16 protein-coding genes are annotated in these 16,927 nt (G+C 46.6%); 11 read left to right on the top strand and 5 right to left on the bottom strand.

The window, feature by feature from the left end; translation table 11 throughout:
• Window positions 1–28: 28 nt before the first annotated feature.
• On the bottom strand, window positions 29–1,594 hold the full coding sequence (locus KUA50_RS08385; RefSeq protein WP_218457297.1) for an ATP-binding protein: 1,566 nt from the start codon (window positions 1,592–1,594) through the stop codon (window positions 29–31).
• Window positions 1,595–1,849: 255 nt separating this feature from the next.
• On the opposite strand from KUA50_RS08385, the gene trpS reads away from it, so the two are divergent.
• The 7 genes from trpS (at window position 1,850) to KUA50_RS08350 (ending at window position 7,299) form a co-directional block, all read left to right on the top strand.
• The gene (gene trpS, locus KUA50_RS08380; RefSeq protein ID WP_218457298.1) at window positions 1,850–2,941 is read left to right on the top strand and encodes a tryptophan--tRNA ligase; all 1,092 of its coding nucleotides are present in this window, start codon (window positions 1,850–1,852) and stop codon (window positions 2,939–2,941) included.
• Entirely contained in the window at window positions 2,925–4,217 is a 1,293-nt protein-coding gene (locus tag KUA50_RS08375) for an MATE family efflux transporter (RefSeq protein WP_413777457.1), read from the top strand. Before trpS ends, KUA50_RS08375 begins: the two co-directional genes overlap by 17 nt.
• A 161-nt stretch (window positions 4,218–4,378) precedes the next feature.
• Window positions 4,379–4,558, top strand: coding sequence for a tetratricopeptide repeat protein (locus KUA50_RS08370; RefSeq protein ID WP_022110403.1), 180 nt, complete (start codon window positions 4,379–4,381; stop codon window positions 4,556–4,558).
• 68 nt (window positions 4,559–4,626) lie between these two features.
• On the top strand, window positions 4,627–4,860 hold the full coding sequence (locus KUA50_RS08365; protein ID WP_022110402.1) for a 4Fe-4S binding protein: 234 nt from the start codon (window positions 4,627–4,629) through the stop codon (window positions 4,858–4,860).
• The gene (locus tag KUA50_RS08360) at window positions 4,860–5,960 is read left to right on the top strand and encodes a 3-methyl-2-oxobutanoate dehydrogenase subunit VorB (protein WP_218457299.1); all 1,101 of its coding nucleotides are present in this window, start codon (window positions 4,860–4,862) and stop codon (window positions 5,958–5,960) included. Before KUA50_RS08365 ends, KUA50_RS08360 begins: the two co-directional genes overlap by 1 nt.
• Before the next feature lie 7 nt (window positions 5,961–5,967).
• Complete coding sequence (locus tag KUA50_RS08355) at window positions 5,968–6,735, top strand: thiamine pyrophosphate-dependent enzyme (RefSeq protein ID WP_218457320.1); 768 nt, start codon at window positions 5,968–5,970, stop codon at window positions 6,733–6,735.
• Window positions 6,736–6,756: 21 nt separating this feature from the next.
• The gene (locus KUA50_RS08350) at window positions 6,757–7,299 is read left to right on the top strand and encodes a 2-oxoacid:acceptor oxidoreductase family protein (protein ID WP_022110399.1); all 543 of its coding nucleotides are present in this window, start codon (window positions 6,757–6,759) and stop codon (window positions 7,297–7,299) included.
• Window positions 7,300–7,498: 199 nt separating this feature from the next.
• Here the strand turns inward: KUA50_RS08350 and KUA50_RS08345 are convergent, their stop codons facing one another.
• The 4 genes from KUA50_RS08345 to KUA50_RS08330 form a co-directional block, all read right to left on the bottom strand.
• On the bottom strand, window positions 7,499–9,259 hold the full coding sequence (locus tag KUA50_RS08345; protein WP_218457300.1) for a DUF349 domain-containing protein: 1,761 nt from the start codon (window positions 9,257–9,259) through the stop codon (window positions 7,499–7,501).
• Window positions 9,260–9,486: 227 nt separating this feature from the next.
• Window positions 9,487–10,413 (bottom strand): magnesium transporter CorA family protein, encoded by a 927-nt coding sequence (locus tag KUA50_RS08340; RefSeq protein WP_022110397.1) that lies wholly within the window; start codon window positions 10,411–10,413, stop codon window positions 9,487–9,489.
• 242 nt (window positions 10,414–10,655) lie between these two features.
• Window positions 10,656–12,119: an aminoacyl-histidine dipeptidase gene (locus tag KUA50_RS08335; protein WP_218457301.1), complete on the bottom strand. Its 1,464-nt coding sequence runs from the start codon at window positions 12,117–12,119 to the stop codon at window positions 10,656–10,658.
• Window positions 12,120–12,177: 58 nt separating this feature from the next.
• The gene (locus KUA50_RS08330; protein WP_218457302.1) at window positions 12,178–13,176 is read right to left on the bottom strand and encodes a lysylphosphatidylglycerol synthase transmembrane domain-containing protein; all 999 of its coding nucleotides are present in this window, start codon (window positions 13,174–13,176) and stop codon (window positions 12,178–12,180) included.
• Window positions 13,177–13,478: 302 nt separating this feature from the next.
• Here KUA50_RS08330 and rsmA point away from each other — a divergent pair, with 302 nt between their 5' ends.
• The 4 genes from rsmA to KUA50_RS08310 all read left to right on the top strand — a co-directional run bounded on the left by rsmA (window position 13,479) and on the right by KUA50_RS08310 (window position 16,925).
• Complete coding sequence (gene rsmA, locus KUA50_RS08325) at window positions 13,479–14,288, top strand: 16S rRNA (adenine(1518)-N(6)/adenine(1519)-N(6))-dimethyltransferase RsmA (protein WP_134842870.1); 810 nt, start codon at window positions 13,479–13,481, stop codon at window positions 14,286–14,288.
• A gap of 114 nt (window positions 14,289–14,402) precedes the next feature.
• A complete protein-coding gene (gene frr, locus KUA50_RS08320; protein ID WP_022110392.1) occupies window positions 14,403–14,963 on the top strand; it encodes a ribosome recycling factor in 561 nt (186 codons plus the stop codon).
• Between the two features lie 39 nt (window positions 14,964–15,002).
• Window positions 15,003–15,935, top strand: coding sequence for a ribosome small subunit-dependent GTPase A (rsgA, locus tag KUA50_RS08315; RefSeq protein WP_218457303.1), 933 nt, complete (start codon window positions 15,003–15,005; stop codon window positions 15,933–15,935).
• A 54-nt stretch (window positions 15,936–15,989) separates the two neighbouring features.
• Window positions 15,990–16,925: a helix-turn-helix domain-containing protein gene (locus tag KUA50_RS08310; protein ID WP_218457304.1), complete on the top strand. Its 936-nt coding sequence runs from the start codon at window positions 15,990–15,992 to the stop codon at window positions 16,923–16,925.
• The last annotated feature ends 2 nt before the right edge of the window (window positions 16,926–16,927 follow it).

Genomic DNA, 16,927 nt, shown 5'->3' with positions numbered 1-16,927 from the left:
TGGCTTCTGTTTCGGATTACTTTTTTTCTTATTCTTCCTTGATTTTCCATTCGCTGATGGTACGCTGGGTGCTGTCAAAGCTGATGCCGATTTTTACCAGTCGCTTACCCTCAGAGTGATAAGGGAGCATGTAGCCCTTTTCGTCTATCTGGGTCAAAGCTTCTTCGGCGCTCTTATCTACCTTCAGTTCGAAGACGTAGATTGTATCTGGCATGTGCATCACGGCATCTGCCCTACCGATGGCACTCTTCACCTCCGTACGGATATAGATATTGAGGAAGCTGAACATCAGATAGAAAATGGTCTGATAATGCTTCTCGCTATGATTCTCCAAATCGTATGGTATCGTAGCCATATACGTGCGCATGTGTTCCAATGCCGCCTCAATATCATTGCGGTAAACTGCTTTGCAGAATCCTAAGAGGAAGGCATCATTATCGGAACGACGAGGATTTACATAATGTGGAATCAAGGAATTGAGTAAGCCATTACGTACCTCCCCGTTTGGGATGCCTAAAGTATATTCCTGAAACATCGGATCATATTTCTTGATGGTCAGGTAACCGCTCTGATAAAGCAATGGCAAGGCATCTGTCATTTCCTCCGTAGATTGGTCGAAAGAGCTGAGTACTGCCTCCTGACTTTCCAATGTAGAAAGATTGACATGATATTTATCCAATAGTTTCAATAGAAAGGATGGAGTGCCGGAACCAAACCAATAAGGGGCAATTTTGCCTGCATTCAACGCCTTCACCAGACTGAACGGGTTGAAAATATCTTCCGAATTCTCACTGAAATGATAGCCGTCGTAGAATCGTGTCAGCTCTGCCAGGCATTCCTCATACGTCATACCAAGTGCTTCGCCCATTGCCTCTACATCTGGTTTCATCTGCGTGGTTAGTTCTGTCTTGCTGATGCCACAGATTGCCGAATACTGGTCGTACAGACTGATATTATCGAGGTTGTTGAGCTCGCTGAAGATACTGAACTGTGAAAACTTGGTGATACCCGTGATGAAGGTGAACTCTAAGTATGGATCGAGCTTCTTCAATGGGCTGTAGAAATTCTGCATGATACGACGGAGCGGTTGCAGGTTCTCCTTCTCATGCACTACATCCAGCAGAGGGGCATCATATTCATCGATGATGACTACAGCCTTTTCTCCCGTTTGCTTGTAAGCTCGCTTTACGATTCCTTCCAGTCTTTCATTAGGATATTTTTCACCTTCTCCCTTACTATAAAGTTCTTCGTATGGCAAAAGTTCCAGATTCAGATAATTATTCAAAGCATCAGCATCAAAATGCTTGGCTCCACTCATGTCGAAATGAAAAACAGGATGTTTCACCCATTCTTTCTCATAATCAGCAATGGCTAATCCTTCAAAAAGTTCCTTTTTCCCCTCGAAATAAGCTTGGAGAGTAGAGGCAAAAAGCGACTTCCCGAATCGTCTTGGGCGACTCAGAAAGACATACTTCATCTTTTTCTTACGAAAATCCATGATGTATTTTGTCTTATCTACATAGAGATAATTGCCCTCTCGTATATTCGAGAATGTCTGTATTCCTACTGGATAGAAATTTACTATTTTTGCCATATTCTTACTTATCTTACGTTTTGCGCTGCTAAATTACGAAGAAAATCTGAATTAGTCAAGTATAAATGCAAAAAATATTAGTCTCATCATAAGGGAATTATCAGCAGATCTATAACGAAAGTTGGTATCAACTTCGACTCTTCAAAGGGAATATAGAGGATTGGGTGATAGGGTAAATGAAAAAAGATAGAAAAAATTTTGTTTTTTGATTAAATAACCGTACCTTTGCAGCTAAAAATAATAAATTGTAAGTAAATGGGAAAGATTATATTGACGGGAGACCGTCCTACTGGTAAACTTCACTTGGGTCATTATATCGGTTCGCTTCAGCGACGTGTGCAGCTGCAGAATGCTGGCGACTTCGACAAAATGTTTGTGTTCATGGCTGATGTTCAGGCGCTGACTGACAACGCTGATAACCCTGAGAAGATTAGACAGAATATCACTGAGGTGGCTCTCGACTACCTTTCTGCTGGTCTTGATCCGCAGAAATGTACACTCTATATCCAGAGTATGATTCCGGAATTGGCTGAGTTGACTACCTACTTGATGAACCTCATCTCTGTATCTCGTGTGCAGAGAAATCCTACCGTGAAGACGGAAATCAAGATGCGTAACTTCGAGGCTAATATCCCATTGGGCTTCTTCTGCTATCCTGTGAGCCAGGCTGCCGATATTACTGCCTTCAAGGCTACTACCGTTCCTGCTGGTGAGGACCAGGAGCCTATGCTGGAGGTGACCCGTGAGCTGGTGCGCCGATTCAATCAGATCTATGCGCCTGTATTGGTGGAACCTGAGATTCTGCTCCCTGAAAATGCGGTTTGCCGTCGCCTTCCTGGTACCGATGGTAAGGAGAAGATGAGCAAGAGCTTGGGCAACTGCATCTATCTGAGCGATGACGAGAAGACTGTTTGGAAGAAGGTGAAGAAGATGTCGAATGGTGAGCCTCGCATGAGCATGGAGGAGCCTGGACACTTGGAGGGCAATGCTGTGTTCACCTATATGGAGGCTTTCTCTACTGATGAGGACTTCGCTGAGTTCTGGCCTGAATTCAAATCTCTCGATGAACTGAAGGAGCAGTATGTGAAGGGTGGTATCGGTGATGGTACTTGCAAGAAGTTCTTGAACAGTGTGCTCAACAAGATGCTCGACCCTATCCGTGCCCGCCGTCATGAGTTTGAGCAGGATATTCCTGAGGTGTTCAATATCCTGAAGAAGGGTAGTGAGGATGCGCGTGAATTTGCTGCGCAGACAATGGATGAGGTGCGCAAGGCTATGCGTATCGACTACTTCAGTGATGCTGCTTATATTGAGGAGCAAGCAGCGAAATATAGAACGCGTGAATAAACGAATATTACAATTAGCGGTACCGTCGATCATTTCTAATATCACGGTGCCGCTTTTAGGTTTGGTGGATGTCGCTATTGTCGGACATATCGGCGATGCGGCTTATATCGGTGCCATTGCCGTGGGATCGATGCTCTTCAACGTGGTATATTGGCTGTTCGGCTTCCTGAGAATGGGGACGAGCGGGATGACTTCGCAGGCGTTGGGCAGGAGAGACTTGGCGGAGGTGATGAGGCTCTTGGTGCGCTCCTTAGGCATCGGTGTGGGGATTGGTCTGCTCTTCTTTGTGCTCCAGAAATGGCTCATTGGGGGTGGCCTCTGGGCGATGTCGCCGGAGGCTGATGTGGTGGAACTTGCCCGCAGATACTGCTATGTCTGCATCTGGGGTGCTCCTGCCGTATTGGGTCTGTATGGGTTCACGGGATGGTTTATCGGTATGCAGAATACCCGTATTCCGATGATGGTTTCGCTGACGCAGAATGTGGTGAATATCATCGCTTCTCTGCTATTGGTCTTCGTGGGCAAGATGACGGTGGAGGGCGTGGCACTCGGTACGGTCATCGCCCAATGGTGGGGCTTCCTCATGGCGTGTCTGCTTTTCCGTCTTCATTATCGCCGGTTGGGCAAGTATGATTTCCGTCAGCATCTCTTAGCTGCGGAACCTCTCAAACGGTTTTTCTCGCTCAACAGGGACATTTTTCTCCGTACGGTGTGTCTGGTGGCTGTCAACCTCTTCTTCACGGCGGCTGGTTCCAGGGAGAGTACCTTGGTATTGGCGGTGAACACCCTGCTGATGACGCTCTTCACCATCTTTTCCTACTTCATGGATGGTTTTGCCTACGCTGCAGAAGCCCTGAGTGGCAAGTATTACGGGGCTAAGAACATGGTGGCCTTTCGGGAAGTGGTGCGCAGGACGATGGGCTTCGGGTTAGCGGTGGCTGCGGGGTTCACCTTATTATATATGATAGGAGGAGAATACTTCCTTGCGCTCCTGACGGATGATGAGCGGGTGATAACGGCTGCGGGTGATTACTTCTGGTGGGCGGTTCTGATTCCCTTAGCTGGAATGGCGGCCTTTGTCTTCGATGGCATCTTCGTGGGCATCACTCGGTCGAAGTCGATGCTCTGTTCTACTGCCATCGCTTCGGCTTCCTTCTTTGCCCTGTTTTTCATCCTGCATCCACTGATGGGCAATCATGCCCTGTGGCTGGCTTTCATCATTTATCTCGTTTTGCGTGGCATCGTACTGTATGTAATCTACCAAAATAAAATGTAGTAATATCGGATATTATTCTTGAAAAATTGCACACTAAAAAGTAGTGTGCGCATTTTTTTAGAAAATCAACATTAATATAGTTTAAATCTTCCGCTTTTATTCTTTTTCTTAGCTGAAATTTAGTACTTTCGCAGCGTAAAACTTAAAAATAAATAGAGTAAATGAAAGCAGAAGATTATTATCAACAAGGTAACGCCTGGCGCAAGCAAGGCGACTTTAAGCGTGCCATCGACTGTTATCTGGAGGCCATTGCGCTCGATCCGGAGAGTCCTGCCGTGGCTGCCAAGGAGATGCTGGATGATATCATGAGCTTCTATTGCAAGGACTACTACAATCCATAATAACCGACATGTGGACAACGGCAGTTTTGGTTTACTCCAAGCGTAAAGATAATTAGAACGAAAAGAATATGAGTAAGATTAAAGGGGCTATTGTAGTCGATACAGGGCGCTGCAAGGGATGTGCGCTCTGTGTGGTGGCTTGTCCTCAACATGTCATTGCATTAGCCGAGAAAAAAGTAAATGTGCATGGTTATCGCTATGTGGAAGCGGCTGTGCCGGATGCATGCGTGGGTTGTACTTCGTGCGCCATCGTATGCCCTGATGGATGTATTACCGTGTATCGTAAGAAGGAGAATGAATAATGGCTGAACAACAGAAACGTGAAATAACTTTGATGAAGGGTAATGAGGCGATTGCTCATGCCTGCATCAGATGTGGTGTGGATGGTTTCTTTGGCTATCCGATTACTCCACAGAGTGAGATTATAGAGACTTTGGCTTTGCTCAAACCTTGGGAGACTTCTGGTATGGTGGTGCTCCAGGCTGAGAGTGAGGTGGCTGCCATCAATATGGTCTATGGCGGTGCGGGTGCTGGTAAGCGTGTGCTTACTACTTCGTCCAGTCCGGGTGTGGCTTTGATGCAGGAGGGTATTTCCTATATGGCGGGTGCCGAGATTCCGGGTGTCATCGTCAACGTGCAGCGTGGCGGTCCTGGACTGGGTACTATCCAGCCTTCGCAGGGTGACTATTTCCAGGCTACCCGTGGTGGTGGTAATGGTGACTATAATGTGATCGTATTGGCTCCGGCTTCTGTGCAGGAGATGGCTGACTTCGTGGACTTGGCTTTCACCTTGGCTTTCAAATACCGTAATCCGGCGATGATACTGAGTGATGGTGTCATCGGTCAGATGATGGAGAAGGTGGCGCTTCCTCCGATGAAACCACGCCGCACGGAGCAGGAGATTGCGGAGGAATGTCCTTGGGCTACCATCGGTCGTAAGAAGGACAGGAAGCCGAATATCATGACTTCCCTGGAACTGAAACCGGAAGTGATGGAGGAGCGCAATCTGATGATGCAGGAGAAATACAGGAAAATCCGTGAGACGGAGGTGCGCTACGAGATGCAGTATTGTGAGGATGCCGACTATGTGATCGTGGCTTTCGGCAGTGCTGCCCGTATTGCAGAGAAGAGTATCGAGAGTGCTCGTGAGCAGGGTATCAAGGTGGGACTTTTCCGTCCGATCACGCTCTGGCCTTTCCCTACTCAGGAAATCCATCACTTGGCTGAGAGTACGAAGGGTATCCTTGTGGCTGAAATCAATGCCGGACAGATGGTGGAGGATGTACGCCTGGCAGTAAACGGTTTGGTGCCTGTAGCGCATTTCGGTCGTTTGGGTGGTATTGTGCCTGAACCAGAGGAAATTGTGGAGGCGCTCAAGCGATTAATTATTGATAAGAAATAAATTATACATTATGAATGATATAATTTCGCCAGAGAATCTGGTATATAAGAAACCGACACTGATGAACGATGTTCCGATGCATTATTGCCCGGGCTGTTCGCATGGTGTGGTGCATAAGCTTGTCGCCGAAGTGATAGAGGAGATGGGTATGGAGGATAAGGCGGTGGGCGTTTGTCCTGTGGGCTGCGCTGTTTTCGCTTATCGTTATTTGGATATTGACTGGCAGGAAGCGGCTCATGGTCGTGCGCCTGCAGTGGCTACGGGCATCAAACGTTTGTGGCCCGATCGTCTGGTGTTTACTTACCAGGGTGATGGTGACTTGGCTTGTATCGGTACTTGCGAGACGATTCATGCCCTAAACCGCGGTGAGCATATCGCCATTATCTTCATCAATAATGCCATTTATGGTATGACGGGCGGCCAGATGGCTCCTACTACTCTGCTGGGTCAGAAGACGGCTACCTGTCCTTACGGTCGTCAGCCAGATCTTCATGGTTATCCGCTCAATATCACCGAACTTGCCAGCCATCTGACGGGTACTTGCTATGTGACCCGACAGAGCGTGGAAACTGTAGCGAGCATCAGGAAGGCTAAGAAAGCTATCCGCAAGGCCTTTGAGGCGAGTATGCAGGGCAAGGGTTCCAGTCTGGTGGAAATCGTTTCTACCTGCAACAGTGGTTGGAAACTTTCTCCTGTGGAAGCTAATAAGTGGATGGAAGAGAATATGTTCAAGGAGTATCCTAAGGGAGACTTGAAGGATACGACGGGAATGTAAATGAGAAATGAGAAACGAGAAATGAAGACAGAAATTATTATATCTGGGTTTGGTGGTCAGGGTGTTCTCTCTATGGGAAAAATCCTGGCTTATTCTGGACTGATGGAGGATAAAGAGGTGACTTGGATGCCTGCATACGGTCCGGAACAGCGTGGCGGTACGGCGAATGTGACGGTAATCGTGAGCGATGACCGTATCTCTTCGCCTATCTTGAGCCATTATGATGTGGCTATCGTACTGAATCAGCCTTCGCTCGATAAGTTTGAATCGAAGGTTAAGCCGGGCGGTGTGCTGATCTATGATGGTTATGGTATCATGAATCCTCCGCAGCGTAAGGACATCACCGTGTATCGTATTGATGCGATGGACAAGGCGGCTGAGATGAAAAACGCTAAGGTGTTTAATATGATTGTACTGGGTGGTCTGCTGAAGGTTTGTCCTGTGGTGAGCACAGACGGTCTGAACAAAGCGCTCTTCAAGTCGTTGCCTGAGCGCCATCATGGTTTGATCCCACTCAATATGAAAGCGGTGGAAGAGGGCATGAAAATCATAGAAAAGATGTAAGTGTGATATAAGTCCTGTTCGTGCAAGGCGAGAACAGGCTTAAGGGTCTAAAAAAAAGTCCCACAGATTTCACAGATTAACACAGATCTTTTGAAGAGAAATAAATCTGTGGATATCTGTGAAATCTGTGGGACTTTAAATTTTCATCGGTCTATGTAAGACCTATGTAAAGTCCGTGAGATCTGTGGGGCTATATATTTTACTTGTTTTCTGCATCAATAGCCTTGATCTTCTTTTTTACCAGTTCGAGATCATCCTTGAGCTTCTGCACCTTGCGGTTCATTTCCTCTACGAGACTGTTGCCCTTCTTGCTGGCAGCATTGAGGAAGCCGAGGTTGTTCTCATAGGTTGTGATATCATTGCGCAACTGGTCGTAGCGGCGCAAGAGTCGTCCACGCTCATTGTCCAAGGCATCAGAACCCTTCTCGGCCACATTCTTCAGATTGTTCTTGAAATTGTCGAGACGGCGCTTGGCATTGCTGATGTGCAAGTCCTTATAGATCTTGTCGAGCACTTCGTGATACTCCTTGTAGATATTGTCCTTTTCCTTGAAAGGCACATGACCGATGGAGTTATATTCCTCTGTCAGCTTCTGCAGTGCCTGCTGCACGTTCTCTACAGGGTTTTCGAGCAAGTCCTTCAGTTTAGCCACTACTTCGCGCTTCTTCGCCAAGTTGCTGTGCTCCGTGTTTCTGGTGCCCGCATTAGCCTTGTTGCGAGCCTCGAAGAATTTGTTGCAAGCATCGAGGAAGTCCTTCCAGAGCAGTTCACCCTGTTTGCGAGGCACAACGCCCACGGTCTTCCATTCTTTCTGCAGCGCAATAATTTTGTCGCCCGTCTTCTTCCAGTCTGTGCTATCAGCAAGTTGCTGTGCCTTCTTGACGAGTTCCTGCTTCTTTTCCAAATTGCTGGAATATTGCGATTTCAGTTCCTTGAAGAACTCAGCTTTCTTGCTGAAGAATACATCATTGATGGTGCGGAAGCGCTCAAAGATCTTCACATTCATTTTCTGAGGAGCAAAACCGATTTCACGCCATTCCTGTTGCATAGCGATTACCTCCTTGGTAGTAGCCTCCCACTGTGCAGCGGTCTTGATGGCATCCAGGTCGATAGCCTCCAACTTCTCGCAAAGTGCCGTCTTCAGTTCGAGATTCTTCTCTTCCTTAGCGCGGATATCCTCAAAGTACTGCTGATGCTTCTTGTTAATCACGGTGCTGGCAGCCTTGAATCGGCTCCAGATTTGCTCGCGCAATTCCTTGGCAACAGGACCGATTTCACGGTACTGCTGGTGCAAGTCCTGCAACTGATGGAAGGCAGAGATGACATCCTCTTCCTCATCGAGTTTTTCGGCAGCTTCGCAGAGCGCAGTCTTTGCCTCGAGGTTTTTCTTGAAGTCATATTCGCGTGCCTCACTGTTGAGTTTCAGGAGGTCGTAGAACTGCTCCACGTAGAGCTGGTAGTTGCGCCACAGCTCATTCGCCTTGTCGGCAGGCACGGCCTTGATATCTTTCCATTCCTGCTGCAGGGTCTTGAAGTCATTATATGATTGGTTAGCTTCCTCAGGAGAGGTAGCCATTGCCTTGATCTTTTCAATAATCTCAAGTTTTTTTGCTAAATTTTCCTGCTTTTCCTCTTCTTGCTCCAAGAAGATCTTGGCGCGTTTTTCCTTGATGATCTGCATTTCAGCCTTGAAGGCTTCTTCTGTGTCATCAGGTAGAAGTACGAATTTTTCCGGGTCACCACCTTTTTCTAAATACTCCTTAGTTTGAGCATCTCGTTCTGCGAGGTGAATCTTGTAGAAAGTTGTCTTCAGATGGTCGAGCTCTTCCTTGTTAGGAGCTTCGGCACTGCGAGCGATTTCTTTCACTCTTTCGAGCACTTCCTGCTTGGTGGCATACGCCTTCTTGGCAGGTTCTTCCATGGTTCCCTGTAAAAGGGCATTTTCTTGAGAGTCCATCATTTCACTGTATTTAGTTTATGATTCGATTTCTTGGCAGATAACGGTGCCGCTATCTGCCACATACACACACAATAATTTTGCAAACTTAAGTAAAAAAAGCGAAAAATCCTAATTTTATTTTTTATTTTTGCTTTTATCCTCGCTTTTTTATATTTTTTTATCATTATTTTCTGACTTCTTGTGTTCTTCTGGCGCTGTCCATGCGCTATGCGGCACTTGGCTTCCCCTTAGAGCAAGCGCTTATAGCGTAAGAATCCCCACGTCAATCCAGATACGACGATAGAGATAAGGATGGCGATGCCAAAGCCGATGGAACTGTTTTCCATACCGTTGATGAGGTTCATTCCGAAGAAGGATGAAATCAGGGTAGGCAACATCATGACGATACTGATGGACGTCAAGGTACGCATCGTGGTATTCATGTTGTTGTTGATGATGCTGGAATAGGTGTCCATCGTGGATTCCAGAATATCTGAGTAGATATTGGTGGTTTCTCGCGCCTGGGTCATCTCGATGTTGACGTCCTCAATCAGGTCGGCATCCAACTCATCCACCTGGAGTTTGAATTTCAGTTTAGACAGCAGGTTTTCATTGCCTCGGATGGAGGTAATGAAATAGGTGAGGGAATCTTGCAGACGTGACAGACCGATCAGGCTTTCATTGTTGACGCCATGATCCAGGTTGCGCTTGGCTTTCTCGATGAGCGAGTTAATCTGCTTGAGTCGCTTCAGATACCATACGGCAGAGGAAAGGAAGAGACGGAAAATCATGTCCACATAGTCGGTGAAGCCTTCGCCTCGCTTCTGCTGGAAACTCACGAAATCAATCATCATGTTGGTTTCGTAATAGCAGACGGTGATGGTGACATCCCGCTTGTGGATGATACCCAATGGCACGGTAGTATAAGGCGTGCGGCTTCTGATTTCCTTGACATAAGGAATACGGAGGATGATGAGCATCCAGCCATCGTCGTATTCGTAGCGGGCACGCTCATCGGTATCACTGATGTCCGAGAGGAAATAATCAGGGATTTTGAATTCGTCTTCCAGCAAGCGCTGGTCTTCGTCGGTTGGACAAGTTACTTGTATCCAGCAGTTAGGCTGCCATTCATTGATAGCCTTCAGATGATTCTCTGTATTCCAATATGTTCTCATTGTTGCTAATCTCCAAAAAATAAAAGTTTGGGGTATGGAGATTAGCTATGCCCCCAAAGCGGTGAATGGGTTTCTTTCTGCTGAATCTCCACGCCTACAATTCATTGTTGTTGTCCGCGTGATAATCGTCCATCTGTTTGATATTTAAAATTTCGGCTGCAAAGGTAACTAAAATAAACCAAAATGGCAAAAATAAAGCCGGGAATTTTCTTCCCGGCCCTATATTTTAACCTTTTTGTAATTTATTTGGTTGGAATCTCGGCAAGCAACTGCTTCATGAGATTCCAGAATGGTGCTACGCAACTGATCTGGCAACGCTCAAACTGGGTGTGAGGGCTGCAGAGGGTAGGACCGAAGGAAACGACATCGAGGTGTGGATATTTGCCCAAGATGATAGAGCACTCCAATCCGGCATGAACTGCCTGCACCTTGCCGTCTTCGCCGTTCTGCTCCTTATATACCTTGAGTACATGCTTCAGAATGTCACTGTCTGGGTTTGGATTCCAACCGCCATAGCTGCCGCTGAATTCCACCTTCATGCCTGCCATAGAGAAGCAGCTCTCAAACATGGTGGCGATGTAAGCCTTGTAACCTTCGTGTGATGAACGGGCGAGAATCTTGATGGCTGCCTTTCCTTCGCCGATCTCTACGATGGCAAGGTTGGATGAGGTTTCTACGATTTCTGGCATAGATGGAGCCATGCGCAGTACGCCGTCGTGGCAAGCATAGATGGCATCTACGAGATTGTCCTGTATCTCCTGTGGTACTTCCATCTTAGGAGTCTCTACGTTCTCTGTGAAGAATTCTATCTTTTCGATGTTCTCGATTCCCTTGAATTCATCCTGGAGCTCTTCCTTCCAGTCTGCTACCAAGTCCTGGAGTGCCTCTACGTTCTCCTTTGGCAAGGTGAGTACAACCTCTGCTTCGAATGGGATGGCATTGCGCATATTACCTCCGTTCCAGGAAGCAAGACGAGCGTCGAGTTCGGCAATGGCTTCACGTACGAAACGAACCATGCATTTGTTGGCGTTGGCACGACCTTCGCAGATTTCGATACCAGAGTGACCGCCCTTCAAACCCTTCAAGGTTACCTTGACAGCAGCATCTTCCTGGTCGGTTTCTACTTCCTTGTAGTCGAGGGTTGCAGTAATATCAATACCACCTGCACTACCGATGACGAATTCACCCCAAACCTCAGTATCGAGATTGAGCAGGATGTCGCCGTTCAGTTCTCCTTCAGGGAGTTCGTTGGCACCAAACATACCAGTCTCTTCATCGCGTGTGATGAGACCCTCTACCGGACCGTGCTGCAAGTCTTTAGCCTCCATGACAGCCATGATAGTAGCCACGCCCAGACCGTCGTCGCTACCGAGGGTAGTACGGTTGGCATGAACCCAGTCGCCATCGATGATAGTCTCGATAGGATCGGTTTCAAAATTGTGCTTGCTGTCTTTTGCTTTCTGAGGCACCATATCCATGTGCGCCTGCAGGATAACCCCCTTGCGGTTCTCCATACCAGGAGTTGCAGGTTTGCGCATCACGATGTTGCCTGCAGGGTCCAGGAAAGCCTCTACACCAGCTTCCTTTGCCCAGTTGAGCAAGTAAGCCTGAATTTTCTCCAAATGTCCTGATGGACGTGGAACTTGTGTCAATTTGTCGAAGTTACGCCAGATTTCTACTGGGTTCAGATTCTTAATTTCAGCCATAATACTTTATTTAATTAGAAATGTTTTTTAATTAGAAATTAGAAATGAGAAATGGTTTTTATATCTTTCTCATTTTCTTATCCGTGAACGAGAGCGAAATCCATGCATAGATGCCCAGCAGGATGACGAGCAGAGTCTGGATGGAGTGGACAATCAGCACGAAGAACAAGGCATCGTTTGATGAAATGCCATAGAGAATGAGCATCGTCTTCACGGCAAAATGCCAAGGTCCTGCTCCGTTCGGAGTAGGCACAACTACGGCGATACTGCCGATGATGAAAGTCACCAGTCCGCACATCACGCTGAGATGACTGGTTGCCTCAAAGCATTGGAAGGTGAGGAAATAGTGCAGGAAATAGCAGAGCCAGATGCCCAAGGTGAAACCGATGAAAAGCGGTACGTTCCTGACGTCCTTGAGCGATGCAACTCCCTGCCAGAGTCCCTGAAGGGTGGCTTTCACCTTATTATATATAGAAAGTTTCTTGAGCAGGAAATGTAACAGGATGAGGATGGCTATGCCGCAAATGGCAGTAACGATGTATCCCGTGGCAGTAAACTGGTGCAGAATACTTTCCATACTGGTGCCTGTCTTGTCGAAGAAATTGAGGAACACCGGTATCTGCAGGAGAAAGACACAACCGGTAATGAGTAATACCAACAGAGAGTCGATGATGCGCTCTGTTACCACGGTACCCAAGGACTTGGGGAATGAAATTCCCTCCCAGCGTTTCAGTACACCGCAGCGGGCAAACTCTCCAATGCGAGGCACCAGCAGACTTAGGGCATAACTCATGAAAATGGAGTTGACGCTGACACTATTTCGAGGGTGCTCTCCAATGGGGTCGAGTGTCTGTTTCCATCTCCAACCACGGAAGGTCTGAGCCAAGATACCGAACGGGAATGAAAGGAGCATCCAGGTCCAGTTCATCTTGTGCAGCAGGATGTCTTTCACCTGCTGGAAATCGAATCCACGGTACATCCAGTAGAGGATAGCACCTCCCAAGAGGAGTGACCAACCCACCTTCAATATATTGTTTATCGTCTTCTTGATATTCATAGTTGGTGCAAAGGTACGATTTTTATCTGCAATAGCGAATGAAAAACATTACTTTTTAGCATGTAAGTGATTATTTTTAGCATAAATAAACATCAGAAGCACTTTCCTACTGCATGAATCTTGGCTTCCAGCGCCGTCTGTTCTGATACTGATTTTGTGAAAAGTTGATAATTTAACAGAGTTAACTGCATGAATATCAAAAAAAAATAGTAAATTTGCAGAATTATTGGGTGATTTGTCGCATTGCATGGTCGAAAAAGGAATGAGACGCATCACTTCTTGAAAACAACTTATAAATTAGCATGAAAGCGGTTAAACCAAAGAAAAATCTCGGTCAGCATTTCTTGACCGACCTGAATATAGCTAAGCGTATTGCCGATACGGTGGATGCTTGTCCTGATATTCCTGTGCTGGAAATAGGTCCTGGCATGGGCGTTCTTACCCAGTATCTTGTGGAGAAACCTCGTCTGGTAAAGGCAGTAGAAATCGACTCTGAATCGGTGGCTTATCTGCATGAGAATTTCCCTCAGCTCCAGGATCGTATCATCGGTGAGGATTTCCTGCGCATGGATCTCAACCGGATTTTTGACGGAGAGCAGTTTGTGCTTACTGGCAACTATCCTTATGATATTTCCTCTCAGATTTTCTTCAAGATGCTCGACTACAAGGAACTCATTCCATGCTGTACGGGTATGATTCAGCGAGAGGTGGCTTTGCGCATTGCTTCAGAACCGGGAAACAAGGCGTATGGCATCCTAAGTGTCCTGATACAGGCTTGGTATGATGTGGAGTATCTCTTCACAGTGGATGAGGGCGTGTTCAATCCGCCTCCAAAGGTGAAGAGTGCTGTCATCAGAATGACCCGCAATGATGTGAAGGAATTGGGCTGTGATGAAAAACTCTTCAAGCGCCTCGTCAAGACCGTGTTCAACCAGCGTAGGAAAATGCTCCGCGTCAGTCTGAAACAGATGTTCCCAGGAATGACTCCACGTGAGGATTTCTATACCACAGACATCATGACCAAGCGCCCGGAACAGCTCACTATCCAGCAGTTTGTGGAACTCACCAACTATGTGGATGAGGAACTGAAACGCCTGGAAAGCGCAAAATAATTAGCTGATAATTTGGCTAATTGATAAGAAATGCCTATTTTTGTGGCGGAAAAGAAGTCCTACGGGCAGAAAAGAAATAGAAACTAACAATAACAAGTAATAAAATAAAGAATTATGATAGACGTAAAAGAAACTTTGAGTTCAGCAGGTGAGCGTATGGAGATGGCAGCGATGTATCTCGCAGAGGAGCTCTCTCATATTCGTGCAGGACGTGCCAATGTGGCTATCCTCGATGGTGTAAGAGTCAACAGCTATGGCAGTATGGTACCGCTCAATCAGGTGGCTAATATTACCACTCCTGATGCCCGTACCATCGCTATCCGCCCTTGGGACAAGAAGGCCATCAAAGATATCGAAAAGGCTATTATGGATAGTGGTGTGGGTATCACTCCTGAAAACAATGGTGAAATCGTGCGCCTGGGTATTCCTCAGCCAACTGGTGAGCGCCGTAAGGAACTCGTGAAGCAGTGTGGCAAGATTGCTGAGAAGGCTAAGGTGGAGGTGCGCAATGTGCGTAGCGAAATCAAGGACAAACTGAAGAAGGCTATCAAGGACGGCCTTTCTGAGGATTTGGAGAAGGACGCTGAGAACGAGTTGCAGAAATTGCACGATAAATACATCAAGCAGCTTGAAGCACTGATGGCTGAGAAGGAAAAAGAAATCATGACCGTATAGTCTTACTGACTCTTTGACAATCATTATTGCAGTGAGTAGATGAAAGGACTAGTCATCAAAAATACAGGAAGCTGGTACACCGTCAAAACTGACGATGGCCAGCTTATTGAAAGTAAAATCAAGGGTAATTTCAGATTGAAGGGCATCCGCAGCACCAATCCTGTGGCTGTGGGCGACCATGTGGAAATTATCACCAATCAGGAAGGTACGGCTTTTATTTCTGCTATTGAGGATAGGCGTAATTATATTATCCGAAAGTCGCCTAATCTCAGTAAACAGAGTCATATCCTCGCCGCCAACGTCGATCAGGCTTTGTTGGTGGTTACTGTCAACTATCCGCAGACTTCCACCACTTTTATTGATAGATTCTTGGCCAGTGCCGAGGCTTATAGCGTGCCGGTCATCCTCGTGTTTAATAAGCACGACCTTCTCTCTGAAGAGGAATTGCATTATGAGAAGATGATGTGTACGCTCTATGAGACCGTGGACTACAAGTGTGTTGAGATCTCTGCCGAAACGGGAGAGGGTGTGGAACAGTTGTTCCCTATCCTGAAAGACAAGATTTCTCTCCTGAGCGGCAATAGTGGTGTGGGGAAGTCAACGCTCATCAACCGCCTGATTCCTCATGCTTCCCAGCGTACTGCAGAAATCAGCGATGCGCACAATACGGGTATGCACACCACCACATTCAGTGAGATGATTGAACTGCCTGGAGGTGGTTATCTGATAGATACTCCGGGAATCAAGGGCTTCGGTACGTTTGATATCGAGAAAGAGGAACTGACCAGTTATTTTAAGGAAATCTTCCATTTCTCCAAGGACTGTCGTTTTTCCAACTGTACGCATACCCACGAACCGGGTTGTGCTGTCATCAAGGCGGTGGAAGAACACTTCATTGCCGCCAGCCGATACCAGAGCTACTTGTCCATGCTCGAAGACAAGGACGAGAACAAGTATCGTGAGGCGTTTTGAGAAATGAGAAATGAGAAGTGAGAAATGAGAAGTGAAGAGTAAAGGAATATATTCATGGCAAAGCAAGAACAGAAGGACATAAAGCAACGTATTGAGCAGGGGGAGTTTGCTCAGAGTGCAGAGATCAGTGCAAGCTATCTGGATGAGGATATTCTCATCATTGATAATATCAAGGTACTTGCCAATCCAGATCCTGTGAGACTCCAGATGAATATGATTGCTTCTTGCCAGAAAGGAAATCTGAAGCTGGAAGTAAATGGTAAGACCGTAGAAGTGGGCAAAAACGATATCTTCGTTTGTCCGCCTAATTCTGTCGTGGATATCATTGAGTTTTCATCGGATTTCACCTGCGTGGCTCTCTGTGTCACCAATCATGGAATGCAGAATATCCTGCGATCACATATTAATGTGTGGAATCGCGCCATGTATGTGGATAAGGTTTCTGTCATCAGGATGACGAGCGAGGAAATGCTGTTCTATGCCAAGTTTACCGAACTGGTGCGTCTCTGTCTGGATGAAGAGCGCATGGAGCATTCTTCCTGGAATCCTTATCGCCGCGAAATTGTGGAAACCTTATTGAAAACGGCACTTCTCGCCCTTTGCAATGCTTTCACGACCGAGGTGGCTGATGTGACTAAAAACAATTCTTCGACTTATGATATATTCGACAGATTCCTGGTGATGCTGCAACAGAATGAGGTGAAACACAAACCTGTAGAGTTCTTCGCCCAGCAGTTGTGCATTACTCCGAAATACCTTTCCATCGTCTGCAAGCGCCATAGCAATAAGACGGCTATAGAATGGATTACGGAATACACGCTTGCGGATATCACTTACTACCTGCGTTCCACCAATAAGTCTATCAAGGAAATATCAGGTATTTTAGGCTTTTCCAATACCTCGTTCTTCGGTAAGTATGTAAGGGAACATTTCAAGATGTCGCCGCTGAAATACAGGATGAGCCTAAGAGGTAATAGTATAAATGAATAATA

This window comes from Segatella hominis (genome assembly GCF_019249725.2).
GTDB lineage: Bacteria > Bacteroidota > Bacteroidia > Bacteroidales > Bacteroidaceae > Prevotella.
Note: the sequence above shows the minus strand (reverse complement) of the source record. Positions and strands in the feature narration are given on the sequence as shown.

Coding starts and splice junctions, on each gene's coding strand:
- KUA50_RS08385 (WP_218457297.1), bottom strand. CDS start 1,594: ATGGCAAAAATAGTAAATTTCTATCCAGTAGGAATACAGACATTCTCG.
- trpS (WP_218457298.1), top strand. CDS start 1,850: ATGGGAAAGATTATATTGACGGGAGACCGTCCTACTGGTAAACTTCAC.
- KUA50_RS08370 (WP_022110403.1), top strand. CDS start 4,379: ATGAAAGCAGAAGATTATTATCAACAAGGTAACGCCTGGCGCAAGCAA.
- KUA50_RS08365 (WP_022110402.1), top strand. CDS start 4,627: ATGAGTAAGATTAAAGGGGCTATTGTAGTCGATACAGGGCGCTGCAAG.
- KUA50_RS08360 (WP_218457299.1), top strand. CDS start 4,860: ATGGCTGAACAACAGAAACGTGAAATAACTTTGATGAAGGGTAATGAG.
- KUA50_RS08350 (WP_022110399.1), top strand. CDS start 6,757: ATGAAGACAGAAATTATTATATCTGGGTTTGGTGGTCAGGGTGTTCTC.
- KUA50_RS08345 (WP_218457300.1), bottom strand. CDS start 9,259: ATGATGGACTCTCAAGAAAATGCCCTTTTACAGGGAACCATGGAAGAA.
- KUA50_RS08340 (WP_022110397.1), bottom strand. CDS start 10,413: ATGAGAACATATTGGAATACAGAGAATCATCTGAAGGCTATCAATGAA.
- KUA50_RS08335 (WP_218457301.1), bottom strand. CDS start 12,119: ATGGCTGAAATTAAGAATCTGAACCCAGTAGAAATCTGGCGTAACTTC.
- KUA50_RS08330 (WP_218457302.1), bottom strand. CDS start 13,176: ATGAATATCAAGAAGACGATAAACAATATATTGAAGGTGGGTTGGTCA.
- rsmA (WP_134842870.1), top strand. CDS start 13,479: ATGAAAGCGGTTAAACCAAAGAAAAATCTCGGTCAGCATTTCTTGACC.
- frr (WP_022110392.1), top strand. CDS start 14,403: ATGATAGACGTAAAAGAAACTTTGAGTTCAGCAGGTGAGCGTATGGAG.
- rsgA (WP_218457303.1), top strand. CDS start 15,003: ATGAAAGGACTAGTCATCAAAAATACAGGAAGCTGGTACACCGTCAAA.
- KUA50_RS08310 (WP_218457304.1), top strand. CDS start 15,990: ATGGCAAAGCAAGAACAGAAGGACATAAAGCAACGTATTGAGCAGGGG.